Origin of the sequence: Anaerostipes hominis (ex Lee et al. 2021), from assembly GCF_002270485.1 — a bacterium.
Classification (GTDB): domain Bacteria; phylum Bacillota; class Clostridia; order Lachnospirales; family Lachnospiraceae; genus Anaerostipes; species Anaerostipes hominis.
In genome coordinates, this window is record NZ_NQOG01000012.1 from 69826 (window position 1) to 83456 (window position 13631).

The window sequence follows — 13631 nt, forward strand, 5'->3', positions numbered from 1 at the left end:
TTTCACGTGCTCATTTTAATATAGACATATTATATCATATATCTTTCTCCATGGCACGCTCCGCAAAGCAGGAGATTTCTTGGGTGTACAGGAGGGTCAGCCGGTGCATGGCTCTTGTGCACGCAATATAAAGCAGATTTCTGTCGTGTTCGGTTTTGTAAGTTTTGCTGTCTGCATCGGGGAGGATGACTTCATCAAATTCCAGGCCTTTGGACATCCTGACGGAAGTGACCGTGATGCCGTTCTGAAAACTGGTACTCTCGGGAGTGAGAAGATGGACTTCAAATTCTTTTGTAAGCAGATTAAAAACTGCAGAGGCCCCGGCATTTGTTTTTGTGATGATCCCAAGAGAAGAACTGCGTCCCTCTATAAAATGTCTGACAGCAGTTTTAAGTCTGTCAAGATGGTCCGCTTCATCGGCACAGGCATAGAAGGCAGGCGGTTCACCGCGGCGCTCCACCGGCTCTAAGGAGTCAGTACCAAGAATACATTTGGCAAACGTCATGATTTCATAAGTAGAGCGGTAGCTTTTCTTCAGTTCCGTAAACTTTCCAGCCTTATAAACAGTCCTGATATCTTCCAGGCTGTGAAGGTGATATGGATGTACGGACTGCCCGAAATCACCGATAATAGTTTTTGAACATGGAAATAAAAGATTGATGACAGCATACTGTATCGGAGTGTAATCCTGCATTTCATCGATCACCAGATGTTTTGTGATCCTGCTTACGTTTAATCCTTCAAAGGCAGCGCTCAGGTACAGAAAAGGATATACATCAGGCCATTCCAGAGTGCTTTTTGCTGGCAGCACCAGCATTTCCGGTACTCCCGCTTTTCTGTAAAAATCTTTGTATAGTGCAAGAGTACTTTTCACAGAAAGCATGGAAGTCAGCTTTTTCAATATTTGACTGGCCCTTGGCAGATCTTCCTGCATGGTATTTTCGGAATGAAAACGGTTACAGATATCGTCTGCCGTCATTTGCAGACGCTGCTTAACAGGGTGTTTTCTGTATGCGTCAAACCGTTTCGTGATCCATTCTTTTTCCGCCTTAAAATGGCCAAAGGATACATCGTCAGGAACAAAGATCTGATGGGGCATTTCTTCTATATAATTATCCATGAGACGAACAAAATCCAGTGATGATTTAAAACGGACTCTTTGTATATAAGACGCATCGCTTAATTCCAGGGGATCTTTTTCTGATTCAAAATCAACGGAATGTTCCAGCTGGATTCCGGCAAGTTCAAAAAAACTCAATTCATAGATGGGTTCCTCACCGAGTTCGGGGATGACATTTGAAATATAATCTCCAAACACTTTATTTGGGGAAAGGATTGTCACATTTTTGGAACTCAGCCGATCTTTCAAACGGTAGAGGAGAAATGCGATGCGGTGCAGTGCAATGGAAGTTTTTCCTGAACCGGCGGCCCCCTGGATGATCAATGTTTCAGTTTCTTCATCCCGTATGATCCGGTTTTGTTCCTTTTGAATCGTAGAAATGATCGTTTTCATCTTTTCACTGGAAGTATGGCTCAGCTCTTTTTGAAGGACATCGTCCTGTATATTTGCAGAAGTCTCAAGGGCATATTCAAGGACTCCGTTTTTGATGCCAAACTGCCGTTTCTTTGCAAGGTACCCCTCGATCCTGCCCGACGGCGCATCAAATCCGGCCGGCCCGATCTCGTAATCGTAGAACATACCGGATATGGGTGCCCGCCAGTCAAGGATCAAAAGTTCATATCCATGCCGGAAAGAAAAACGCCCGATATAATATGTTTCCGGCCTTAGGCTGCCTTTTTTGCAAAAATCGATTCGGGCAAAATAAGGAGAATCCTTCAATTTGCAGAGCCTTTCATACATTTCTGCTGCAAATGCGCCTGTGTGGTCTGTCTGTTTTAATAGCAGCTCATTTTGAAACATTTCATGGGGATCGATTTCTCCCCGGGCCTCGGACATATAATGTCTGGCATCTGTGTACTGCCGGTCCAGCCGGCTTACAGCTTCCTCCGCCTCGCGGAGTGCCTCGTCAAGCCTGGTCCGGATCAATGTAAGGTGCTCCCATTCATCCGGGAACTGTAATTCTTTATTTTCCATGATCCTGCTCCTCCCTGCTCAGAATAAACCTTTGTGTGGGATAGCCGAACTCAATGAGAAGTTCTGCCTCTGCAAATCCCAGGTCCTGGATTTCTCTGCGGTGCCCTGTGTCTGCCCTGTCTCCTTCTCTGAATGTGGTAATACTGATTTCTTTTCCGTTCAGCAATTCTGTCATGACTTTCTCAAGAAAGGCTTTTGGTATGCCCTTTTTTCTATACAGAGGATGTACACCCATGAAATCAATGGCACCGGTTTGGTACGAAAAGAGCATGATACCCACAGCGCAGTTTCCGTCTTTTAAGATCAATGCCTGCTTTGTTCTGATCTTTTGGCGCAGAATTGCTTCATATTCATCCTCATGCAGGTGGGGAAACCCGTCAATGACAAGGCGTACCAGTTCCATCCAGCAAGGGATGTCATCTTCTGCCGCGAATGTCACATTCCAGTTCGAAGCTTCTTTGCTGTTTAACATAGGATAGTTACCTCCAAAATCAAATTTAAGCTGAAGGGGATAGAATTTTTCATTTTCTCTGTATTTTCCTGGAGATGTCTTATACATTGCCGTAAAAATATTTGAAAAGGCCTGCTGGCTTTCATACCCTGACTTCAGAGCGATATCAAGAATCGGCTGTTCTGAAAAAACAAGCAGTTTAGCGGCTTCAGTCAGACGCCGGCGCTGAATATAATCGTGCAGAGTCAGGCCCACAGCAGCAGTGAACATCCGGTGCAGGTGGTATTTTGAATAGTGCATTGCTCCGGAGATGATTTCCAGGTCCAGTTTTTCGGACAGATGAGATTCAATATAGTCAATGACCGATACGATCTTTTCTATTTTTGTGTAATGCATTTTTTGATTCTCCTTTCACTGGAATTGATTATAACTGCACAGGACAGAAGGGTTTTCATCATTCTTGCGGTTTTCCTGAATAACAAAGAAAACAGGCTTATCGTTGGCTTATTCATTCATGATGGGTATACAAAGTGATCAAGCCCCTTTACTTTTTCTTCTGGGAGAGTAAAGGGGCTTATTTATGGAAAGAGACAAACTATTCCGTTATCCATTTGGTAATACAGCTGATGTCATTTCTCGGCCGGGGATCAGGGGATTCATCTGCATATCCGACTGCCAGCGCGGCAAAGAGCTGTCCTTGCGCGTGAAGCCATGTTGTCAGTTCTTCAAGGGCAAAGAAAATATCACAGATCCAGAGGCTTCCCAATCCCAGTTGACAGGCGGTAAGAGTCATATTCTGGATCGCAGCCCCGATCGACTGGGCGTTGCAGAGCTCAGAGATACGGTCTTCTTCTGTCAGAGAGCGCGACAGGTCAAGGCCTAAAGCATTGGTGATGAATATAGTAACCGGAGCCTGCCTCATGATTTCAAGCGTACAGCGCGCGCCGTTCAGATGAGCGCTGCTGTACGGCAGAAGGGGATTCACTTCTTCTCTTATGATACCCTGTTCCATAGCCGAGAGCATCCCGGCTTTTGCAGTGCCTGAGACGACGGTAAACCGCCATGGCTGCCTGTTTTTTGAGGACGGGGCCAGAATTCCGGCCTGAAGGATCTCCTCTATAATCATGGGAGATACATCAGTTTTTTTAAATTTCCGGATACTGCGCCGCTTTAAAATGGCGTCTATCATAATATAACCTCCTGAAAGCATAAACTAATTTATCAACATATTCCTGAGAAACAAAAAAAGTTCCGTTAAAACGGAACTTTTAAACATAGGCCTGGCGGGAATCGAACCCACAACGGCCCCTTAGGAGGGGGCTGTTATATCCATTTAACTACAGACCCGTGAAACACATCTATTATTGTAACGATTCATTTATGAAAAGTCAATGAAAAAAGTTGCATGGCGTTGACTTTTTCATATTTTTTCATTAAAGTAGTTAAATAGAATCTTTCTACGCTCGGCCGGAAATATGCAGGGAGGTAGTTTATGAAAGCGATCAATGATTTTGTATGGGGACCTGTCATGCTTGTGCTCTTGATGGGGACAGGTATCTTTCTGACCATACGCCTTAAATTTCTTCCGTGGAGGAATCTCCCCTATGCCTTAAGGATGGTGTTTGTCAGGGATAAGAGCGGGGGACAGGACGGGGATATCTCCGGATTCCAGTCATTGATGACAGCTCTGGCAGCTACCATAGGAACCGGAAATATCGTCGGCGTCAGCACCGCCATGGTCATGGGCGGCCCCGGGGCATTTCTGTGGATGTGGATCAGTGCCCTGTTCGGGCTTTCTACGAAATATGCAGAGAGTGTTCTGGCGGTGAAGTACCGGGAAGTCAATAAAAACGGAGAAATGTGCGGCGGACCTATGTATGCCATGAAGAATGGTTTTAAGATTAAATGGATCGGTCTCGTGCTGGCATTTTTCTTTTCCTTATTTACAGTATTTGCATCCTTCGGCATCGGGAATATGACACAGGCCAATTCCATTGCCGAGTCAATGGCAGGCCTTTGGGGCACTCCCCACTGGCTGACCGGAGCTGTGATCGCTCTGCTGGCATTGTCCATCCTGATCGGAGGGATCAAGAGCATCGGCAGGGTGTGCGGATTTTTCGTACCCAAGATGGCAGTATTTTATTTTGTGATGGGCATTGCTGTCATCTATATGAACAGGGCCAATCTAGGACAGGGAATCAGGATGATTTTTGAAATGGGACTCTCTCCGAGGGCTATGGCAGGGGGAGTCGGAGGTACGATTGTAGCAGGATTATTTTCTTCCATGAGGTGGGGAATCGCCAGAGGAATATTTTCCAACGAGGCAGGTCTGGGTTCTGCTCCGATCGTTGCGGCAGCGGCTAAGACGGATCATCCCTCCAGACAGGGATATATCAACATGACAGGGACTTTCTTTGACACGCTGGTCGTATGCAGTGTGACGGGTCTGATTGTAGCATCCTCGGGGGTGCTCGGAAGTGTGGATTCCCACGGCAGACTGATCACCGGGGCGGCGCTGACGATGAAAGCGTTTGAAAAGGCTCTTGGCCCGGCCGGGGAGATATGCGTCGGTCTGGGGATCATCATGTTTGCCTTTTCCACGATCATAGGATGGGAGTATTACGGAGAGAAAGCGCTGGAATACCTGGTGAAAAAGACTTCTTATATTAAATTATACCGGGTTGTATACTCTTTTGTAGTCTTTGTGGGGGCCACCGTGCCGCTTCAGCTTGTATGGAATTTCTCGGACACAATGAATGGGCTGATGGCAGTACCAAACCTGATATGCCTGCTTGTTTTACATAAAGTAGTAGTAAAAGAATGTTTTCGTTTTGAACAGATTAAGAAAGGACGATGAATTTATGAATAAGGTATTTGTGTTTTTAGCAGATGGTTTTGAAGAGATAGAAGGACTCACGGTCGTAGATATGCTCCGTCGGGCAGGGATCGAAGTCATTATGGTTTCTGTAGGGCCTTCTAAGATGATCACAGGCTCCCATCATATCGAAGTGGAGGCAGACTGTATGTTTCACGAAGTGCTGGAGCCGGAAGGAGCCATGTATGTGCTGCCGGGCGGAATGCCGGGCACCATTGCGCTGAGAGAGCATGAAGGGCTTGCGAAGCTTCTGAAAAAGGCGTATGATAATGGAAAATATCTGGCAGCGATCTGCGCCGCGCCGACAGTGCTCGGCAAGTATGGATTTTTAGACGGAAAGAAAGCGACCTGTTATCCCGGACAGGAGGATGGGCTTGGAAATGCGGAATATGTGACTGAATCCGTTGTCGCTGACGGCAAGGTGATCACCAGCCGGGGTATGGGAACTGCCATCCCGTTTGCGGGGAAATTGGTGGAACTTCTGCTTGGAACAGAGGCCAAAGAGAAATTATTGGAAAGCATCATATACGAGGAAAAATAAGAATGCAAAGTACAGAAAAAATAAGCATTTGGGAGCAGTTCTACATTGCCTGCACCAAACCGAGGCAGTATAAGAAGCTGCTGAACGTGAAAAAATGGAAGGTAGCTATATTTACATTGCTGATAGGCCTGGTCATTACTCTGCTTGGACCGGTGATGGATCTGGCAGGATTTGCTGTGAGTGTGGGAGGCCCGAGAAACTTTGTCATGAACCGGCTGCCTGCCTTTGAACTGAGAGACGGGCAATTAAAGCTGGAACGCGCTATTGACTTTAATCTGGGCGCACTCCATATCTCGGCAGATTCAAATAAAAAGTCCATTGGGGCAGATGACTTCGATGATAAATATTCCGATGAAGTTCATTTTTCAAAGAATAATATGGTGATTAAGACTTCTGTCATGGGACAGACCATAACAAAGAATTTCAGTACCATGAAAAATGTCACATTTACGAATCAGGATATGGCGAATCTGCTTCCATTGGTATATTTCCTGATATTTGTCTCACTGCTTTTTGTATATGCAGGAATCGTCCTTCAGTATCTGTTTTACTGTCTGCTGATCTCCTGGCTGGTGTCTCTGAATATGAAAACCAGAAATCAGCCCATGGCATTCGGGAAGATTTTTCAGATGTCTATCTATGCCAGGGTACCCTGTGAACTGATCGGTACCATCGGCCTTACGGCGGGGATTTCTTTCTTCACAGGGATCATATGGATCATGATCGGATATCTGGTGAGCTATCAGCTGATGATGATGGGACTTGTGGAGAAGAAGGCGAAAGAGTAGAATCTGAATAATAATGCGTCTGGAAATCCCTTATGAAGAAGCCGAAGCAGATACGTCCAGCACAAAGCCGGAAGAAAAAATACGCTTTAAAAAAGTAAAGGTAATAAGGTTCGCCTGAAGCCGATCCTTGAGAAGATGTCCCAGAGGATGTGCCTGTCAGAGCATCCGTTTGGAACGATAAGATACGAGAAAACCCCTGAGAACATCCTCAGGGGTTTTTCAGCAAAATTAGTCTTTTATATAAACGGGGGAGAGGACCCCGGTTATATTATTTATATTAATGGTCGCTTTTCAGTGGGAAATCTGCATAACCGGAAATACCATGCTCTGATATGTCCATACCTGCAATTTCTTCTTCCTCGGAAGCGCGAAGTCCGATGGTATGCTTAAGTCCCTGGAAGATGATGAGCCCGCCGACAATACAGTAAGCGGCAACGGCAGCGACACCGATAAACTGTGCTTTGATAAATGCACCTCTTGTGATATCTAAAAGCTTTAATGAATCTCCGGTTGCGAAGAAGGCTGTCAGAAGGGTTCCAACCACGCCGCAGGCCAGATGCACACCGCAGGCTCCGACCGGGTCATCTATTTTTGCTTTTTTATCAAGCAGTTCGATTACAGCAACTACAACGACTCCGCAGATAGCACCGATGGCAATCGCTCCGTAATTGGATACCACGTCACAACCGGCCGTGATACCTACGAGTCCAGCGAGGGAACCATTCAGAGTCATGGAAACATCAGGCTTTCCATAGCGTACCCAGGTGATGATCAATGCCACTAAGGTGGATGCGGCGGCAGCCAGGTTTGTTGTCATGGCGATGGAGCCAAGAGTATCGGTGGCAGCAGTCGTGGAACCGCAGTTAAATCCGAACCAGCAGAACCATAAGATAAAGACTCCAAGTGCACCTAAAGCAATGTTGTGGGCAGGTATCGCTCTCGGAGTTCCGTCTGCTTTATATTTCCCGATACGGGGACCGAGGGTTGCAGCACCGACCAGTGCAAGCCATCCGCCGACAGAATGGACTGCAGTGGAGCCTGCAAAATCATGGAAACCAAGATCGGCAAGCCATCCGCCGCCCCAGATCCAGTGTCCGGTGATCGGGTAGATGATCAGACTGATCAGTGCACTGTAAGCCAGATAGGAAGAAAACTTTGTACGCTCTGCCATGGCCCCGGAAACGATGGTTGCGGCTGTGGCACAAAATACAGTCTGAAAGATCATGAAGACACCCGGCGTGAGATCTTTAAACTGCTGCAAGTCAATGGATGTTGGATTGAAAAAGCCTGTGGTGCCGACGATAGGATTGTCGCCTCCGAACATCAGGGCAAATCCAATGACAAAGAAACAAAGGGTGCCGAGGACAAAGTCCATCAAGTTTTTCATGATGATGTTGCTAGAATTTTTCGCTCTTGTAAAACCTGTCTCAACCATTGCGAAGCCTGCCTGCATGAAGAAGACAAGGAAAGCTGAGATACAAGTCCATACAATATTTAATAACTGCTGTACGTCCATATTTATATCCTCCTTTAAGACAAAAAGGGGACAATGCGTGCCTGCCATTTATGGCCTGGCTGCATTATCCCCTTTGATAATGATGTAAGTATTCTATTGTTTTCATATTTTTACCGCTTAGATTATAAAGCGTCTTTTCCGGTCTCACCGGTACGGATTCTGATAGCTTCTTCCACAGGTGAGACAAAGATCTTGCCGTCTCCGAATTTACCGGTGCGGACGGTGTTTACGATATCTTTCGTCACCTTTTCTACAACTTCTTCCGGCATCACAGATTCTACTTTGATCTTAGGGAGCAGATTGGAATTCAATTCATTCCCTCTGTATTTCTGGGTAAATCCTTTCTGGTTTCCATAGCCCATGATATTGGAGATCATGAGTCCGGATACTTTGTGAGCTTCCAGGATATGTTTTACATCCGTGAGCTTCTCAGGTTTGATGACAACTACAACTTTCTTCATCATAATATAATTCCTCCTCTTTTTAATTTAAGAAAAAAAGGCATTCCAATCTCTTGATCGGAACGCCTTTGTTCTTGATTGGTTCCCATTATACTCCTGGGGATTCATTTGTCAATAAAAAATCGGTTTGTATAAAAATAAATACAGATGAAAATCATTCTTAATCTGTCTGTAAAACATGATAGAATAGAAGAACAATCAGGAGCGGAGGAATTTATGGAAAAAAAGAACAAATCATTGATGGTAGCCCTCGCGGTGCTTGCCACTTTTTTATGGGGAAGCGCTTTTCCCAGCGTAAAATTGGGCTATGAGATCTTTAAGATACAGGGAGATGATATCGGGAGCAAGCTGCTGTTTGCAGGCATCCGTTTTGCGGCGGCAGGGCTCATGGTGCTTGCAGTCTTAGGAGTCCAGACAAGACAGCGGCCATTGCCAAAAAAAGGGGCATTCAAACAGCTTCTGACCCTCGGAATCCTTCAGACGACAATCCAGTATTATTTCTTTTATGTGGGCCTTGCGCATACCACGGGAGCCAAGGGGTCGATCATCAACTCATTTACGGCATTCTTTCCGGTGGTTTTGGCACCTTTCTTTTTTAAGAGCGACCGGCTGACGGCAAAGAAAATCATAGGATGTGCCGTGGGGCTTTCCGGCATCGTCCTGATCAATCTCCAGGGAGGGAGTCTCGGCGGATTTGCCTGGAACGGAGAAGGGTTCATTGTGCTGGCGGCACTGTCACAGAGTCTCGCATCCATTTACAGCAAGAAGCTGGCACAGACGATGAATGTGATGCTGATCGCCGGATATCAGCTTCTGCTCGGAGGAAGCCTGCTTCTGATCTTTGGATATGCAGGAAATGGAACGTTGACGTTCCAAAGCAGCGGCCTGCTTCTGCTGCTTTATATGGCAGTCCTCTCTGCCGTTGCATTCAGCGTCTGGACCTGGCTTTTATTTCATTATCAGGTCAGCTCCATTTCCATCTATAATCTGCTGATCCCGGTGTTCGGAACCCTGCTTTCCGGCCTGCTTTTAAGAGAAAACGTCTTTACCGCGGTAAATATCGCATCCATTTTCCTTGTATGCGGAGGAATTGCGGCAGTGAATAAACAGTAGACAGCCTGTTTTGTGGAATATTCATACGTCTTTTTCATTGTAGCGGTTTCTGCGATGAAGTATATTAGAATAGTAAAGGAATATTACATATTTGCGGAAGGAACATGCTCGAAAAACAGAATGAGATACAGACATTGAAAGTAGGAAGCTTCAAGGCTGCCATAAAGGCGAAATGTCCGATCGTCCCGGTAGCCCTCGTGGATGCATTTATTCCTTTTGATTCCAATACGATAAAGCCTGTCACAGTCCAGGTGCATTTTTTGAAGCCCCTGTATTATGGTGATTACAAAAATATGAAGGCTACGGAGATTGCAGAACAGGTAAAGGACAGAATCCAAAAGGCAATCGGATTACATTAAAAAATATTGTTTTTAGACAGAAAAAAAGGCCAGATAGGGAAATCTGGTCTTTTTGAGGGGAGTATAAATAAATTAATAAGGGGTTATATAGTAGAAATATATATAATGAATACCTTCTACTATCTGCATTATAAGGTATCACTAAAAAAAAAGCAATAAATTTTTTTCAGATGAAAATATGGATAATACAAAAATTTTTTATAATTGCGTTTTGTAAATCTTGCAAGAATATTTTTTTCTCTTTTGCAGACAATATTTGTGTAACCAACAGAAAGGAGAATTTATCATGTCAAAAAATTATTCTAACGAAAGCAACAACAGTAACAACAGCAACAGTTCAAACGAGAGTAACAGCCAGAACAGATCTCAGAACAAATCTCAGAACAAAAACCAGAACAAATCTCAGAACAGCAGCCAGAACTCTTCTAACCGTTAGTTATTAGAAGAAGAAAGCGGGAGAGACGTCCAAAGAAACTTTCTTTGGACGTCTTTTCATGTTCCTGCATATTCTAAATTATAAAAGGAAAGTGTTTGAAAATGGAATTTACAAATATAACTTTGCAGGAAGGTATTGACCGTTCGAAACAGGATGATCATGTGATGTTTGATGTGAGAGAACCGTATAGATTTAAACAGGGACATCTCCAAGGGGCTCTCAGCATGCCCTATGGTGTCATAAAAGATCAGGATGCTTTCAGAGATAAAAAGATCATTGTTTACTGTGACTTCGGCGGACAGAGCATGCTGGCTGCAAGGCATCTGGCTGAGCAGGGATATGAGGTCTACAATATTGTCGGCGGGATTTATTATTACCGCGGAGAGTTGACATCTCTGGGCCTAAAATTGTAGAATGAATATTATAATGCAAAGGAGAAACATGAATAATATAGAATTGATCGCCCCATGCCACTTTGGCCTGGAGGCAGTATTAAAGAGAGAAATACAGGATTTAGGATACGAGATTGCAAAGGTTGAGGACGGAAGGGTGACCTTCTTTTCTGACCTTGGCGGAATTGCAAGGGCAAATATGTTTTTGAGGACCGCAGAACGGATTTTGCTCAAGGTTGGTGCCTTTCGCGCATCGACCTTCGAGCAGCTGTTTGACAGGACGGCAGAGCTTGCCTGGGAAGATTTTATTCCTGAGGACGGAAAGTTCTGGGTGAAAAAGGCTTCCACTGCAAAGAGCAAACTTTACAGTGCTCCGGATATTCAGTCGATCGTCAAAAAAGCTATGGTAGAACGTCTGAAAAAGCGGTACCGCGTGTCCTGGTTTCCGGAAACAGGGAACGAGTATCCAGTGCGTGTCTTCATATTAAAAGACGAGGTAACAGTCAGTCTTGACACCAGCGGGACTCCGCTGCATAAGCGGGGCTACCGCACTCTGACAAGTGAAGCTCCGATCAGAGAGACTCTTGCAGCGGCGCTGATCATGCTGACACCCTGGAAGAAGGACCGCATCTTGGTGGACCCGTTCTGCGGAAGCGGAACCTTTCTGATCGAGGCTGCCATGATGGGAGCCGGCATCGCTCCGGGGATGAACCGCTCCTTTGAGGCAGAGGCGTGGACTAATTTTCTTCCGAAAAAGACATGGTATGATGCGGCCGATGAAGCCGGAGACCTGATGGACCTGGATATTTCCATGGACCTGCAGGGCTACGACAAGGACTCCAGGGTACTGAAGCTTGCCAGGGAAAATGCGGCTGCCGCTGAAGTGGATCATCTGATCCATTTCCAGCAAAGAGAAGTAAAAGATTTCAGCCACCCGAAACCCTATGGATTTATCATAACCAATCCGCCCTATGGTGAGCGGCTTGAAGAAAAAGAGGCTCTGCCGGAACTTTACGGGCAGATTGGAGACATTTTTCAGAAGATGGATACATGGTCTAAATATGTGATCACCTCTTACGAAGATGCACAGAAGTACATTGGTAAAGCTGCAAAGGTTAGAAAGGTCTACAACGGAATGATTCGTGCCGAGTTCTGTCAGTATCTCGGACCAAAACCGCCCAGGAGATAAGATTATGAAGAAAAGAATTATATTTGCAACAGGAAATCAGGGCAAGATGAAAGAGATCAGGGAAATCCTTGCGGACACAGAGTATGAGGTCGTGTCCATGAAAGAGGCAGGGGTGGACGCAGAGATTATAGAAGACGGCACAACATTTGAGGAAAATGCAGTCATCAAGGCCAAGGCCATCATGGAACTTACCGGAGAACTTACGATGGCGGATGACTCCGGGCTGGAGATTGATGCGCTGAACAAAGAGCCGGGAGTGTACTCGGCCAGATATATGGGAGAGGACACCCCGTATCCCGTTAAGAATCAGAAGATTCTGGACCGGATGGCAGGCGTGCCGGAAAAAGAAAGAACCGCCAGATTTGTCTGTGTGATCGCAGCCGCATTTCCGGATGGACAAATACGGACAAGTCGTGGTACTATGGAAGGTATCATTGGATATGAGATAAAGGGAGAGAATGGATTTGGCTATGATCCGATCTTTTTTCTGCCGGAGTTGGGCAGATACAGTGCGGAACTTTGCAGTGAAGAAAAAAACAGGTTAAGTCATCGCGGAGAAGCATTGAGGAAAATCAAAGACATTCTTTAGGGAGGTTATCTTGTGAGAATTTTAGTAATCAGTGACTCTCATGGTCGTAATGACGATGTAAAAGGGGTATTGGAGCAGGTCGGCGAGATCGACATGCTGATTCACTGCGGCGATGTAGAGCGCGGTGACCAGTATATCCGTGATATTGCCGGATGCCCTGTCGTCATGGTAGCGGGAAATAATGACTATTATCTTGACCTCCCCAGCGAGGAGACCATAGAGGTAGAGGGCTACCGCATCTGGGTAACCCACGGACATCCGTATTATGTGAATTCCGGGGTGGATTATCTGCGGGAATATGGAGAGATGCACGATGTAGACGTCGTGATGTACGGGCACACCCATGTGCCGTTCATAGAGATCGGGGACGATATGACAATTCTGAACCCCGGGAGTATTTCCTATCCAAGACAGGCCGGCAGAAAGCCGACGTTTCTCCTGATGGAGATCGACGATATGGGAGAGGCTCATTATGCCCATGGATATTATAAAGAACATTTCAGAGAACTGAACATTTAACATGAAAAAACTGTTTGTGGCATGAATACTGTAAGTAACAGCGAGGCTGTCCAAGTGTCAATGGCACAGGCAGTTTTTTCGTCGTATAAAGAAAAATAAATTAGAGTTGAGGTCAAAGATTGAAAATGAGAAGTAGAGGGTATCCATTTATTTAATCGCATAACAAATAAGCCATCTTCTGGTGGCTACTTTAAAAAGTGAATATTGAAAAGTTAAGGTTATGCAGTTGCTGACTTGATCTTATAACCTTGATTCCTTGCTATGATGATGGCCTGTTCTACCGTGATTTCACGGTCAACAGGGGGCA

Annotated in this window: 13 protein-coding genes, 1 tRNA gene and 1 pseudogene; 9 read left to right on the forward strand and 6 right to left on the reverse strand. The window is 45.5% G+C overall.

What is annotated here, in order from left to right; translation table 11 throughout:
• Positions 1-34 precede the first annotated feature (34 nt).
• The 4 genes from CI597_RS11740 to CI597_RS11755 form a co-directional block, all read right to left on the reverse strand.
• Positions 35-2095 (reverse strand): HelD family protein, encoded by a 2061-nt coding sequence (locus tag CI597_RS11740; RefSeq protein WP_024728530.1) that lies wholly within the window; start codon positions 2093-2095, stop codon positions 35-37.
• A complete protein-coding gene (locus CI597_RS11745) occupies positions 2085-2942 on the reverse strand; it encodes a GNAT family N-acetyltransferase (protein WP_024728529.1) in 858 nt (285 codons plus the stop codon). Before CI597_RS11745 ends, CI597_RS11740 begins: the two co-directional genes overlap by 11 nt.
• A gap of 199 nt (positions 2943-3141) precedes the next feature.
• Positions 3142-3735 (reverse strand): nitroreductase family protein, encoded by a 594-nt coding sequence (locus tag CI597_RS11750; RefSeq protein ID WP_081723886.1) that lies wholly within the window; start codon positions 3733-3735, stop codon positions 3142-3144.
• Between the two features lie 86 nt (positions 3736-3821).
• Positions 3822-3893: transfer RNA gene (locus CI597_RS11755), tRNA-Arg, on the reverse strand.
• Between the two features lie 145 nt (positions 3894-4038).
• Between CI597_RS11755 and CI597_RS11760 the strand changes: the two genes are divergently transcribed.
• Genes CI597_RS11760 through CI597_RS11770 form a run of 3 tightly spaced genes read left to right on the forward strand, consistent with a single transcriptional unit; the run spans position 4039 to position 6750 of the window.
• Complete coding sequence (locus tag CI597_RS11760; RefSeq protein WP_024728527.1) at positions 4039-5403, forward strand: alanine/glycine:cation symporter family protein; 1365 nt, start codon at positions 4039-4041, stop codon at positions 5401-5403.
• Between the two features lie 4 nt (positions 5404-5407).
• Entirely contained in the window at positions 5408-5962 is a 555-nt protein-coding gene (locus CI597_RS11765; protein WP_024728526.1) for a DJ-1 family glyoxalase III, read from the forward strand.
• Positions 5963-5964: 2 nt separating this feature from the next.
• A complete protein-coding gene (locus CI597_RS11770; protein ID WP_024728525.1) occupies positions 5965-6750 on the forward strand; it encodes a DUF1189 family protein in 786 nt (261 codons plus the stop codon).
• 277 nt (positions 6751-7027) lie between these two features.
• Here the strand turns inward: CI597_RS11770 and CI597_RS11775 are convergent, their stop codons facing one another.
• Both CI597_RS11775 and CI597_RS11780 read right to left on the reverse strand, forming a co-directional pair.
• The gene (locus CI597_RS11775) at positions 7028-8266 is read right to left on the reverse strand and encodes an ammonium transporter (RefSeq protein ID WP_024728524.1); all 1239 of its coding nucleotides are present in this window, start codon (positions 8264-8266) and stop codon (positions 7028-7030) included.
• Between the two features lie 122 nt (positions 8267-8388).
• Complete coding sequence (locus tag CI597_RS11780) at positions 8389-8727, reverse strand: P-II family nitrogen regulator (protein WP_024728523.1); 339 nt, start codon at positions 8725-8727, stop codon at positions 8389-8391.
• Between the two features lie 216 nt (positions 8728-8943).
• On the opposite strand from CI597_RS11780, the gene CI597_RS11785 reads away from it, so the two are divergent.
• The 6 genes and pseudogenes from CI597_RS11785 (at position 8944) to CI597_RS11810 (ending at position 13324) form a co-directional block, all read left to right on the forward strand.
• Positions 8944-9840, forward strand: a complete 897-nt coding sequence (locus CI597_RS11785) for a DMT family transporter (RefSeq protein WP_024728522.1) — start codon at positions 8944-8946, stop codon at positions 9838-9840.
• An 81-nt stretch (positions 9841-9921) separates the two neighbouring features.
• Positions 9922-10199 (forward strand): annotated as a pseudogene (locus tag CI597_RS11790) (lysophospholipid acyltransferase family protein); the annotation flags it as partial.
• Between the two features lie 537 nt (positions 10200-10736).
• Positions 10737-11048: a rhodanese-like domain-containing protein gene (locus CI597_RS11795; protein WP_024728520.1), complete on the forward strand. Its 312-nt coding sequence runs from the start codon at positions 10737-10739 to the stop codon at positions 11046-11048.
• Positions 11049-11076: 28 nt separating this feature from the next.
• Entirely contained in the window at positions 11077-12216 is a 1140-nt protein-coding gene (locus tag CI597_RS11800; RefSeq protein WP_024728519.1) for a THUMP domain-containing class I SAM-dependent RNA methyltransferase, read from the forward strand.
• 4 nt (positions 12217-12220) lie between these two features.
• Complete coding sequence (locus tag CI597_RS11805) at positions 12221-12805, forward strand: XTP/dITP diphosphatase (RefSeq protein ID WP_024728518.1); 585 nt, start codon at positions 12221-12223, stop codon at positions 12803-12805.
• A 12-nt stretch (positions 12806-12817) separates the two neighbouring features.
• A complete protein-coding gene (locus CI597_RS11810) occupies positions 12818-13324 on the forward strand; it encodes a metallophosphoesterase (RefSeq protein WP_006568650.1) in 507 nt (168 codons plus the stop codon).
• The last annotated feature ends 307 nt before the right edge of the window (positions 13325-13631 follow it).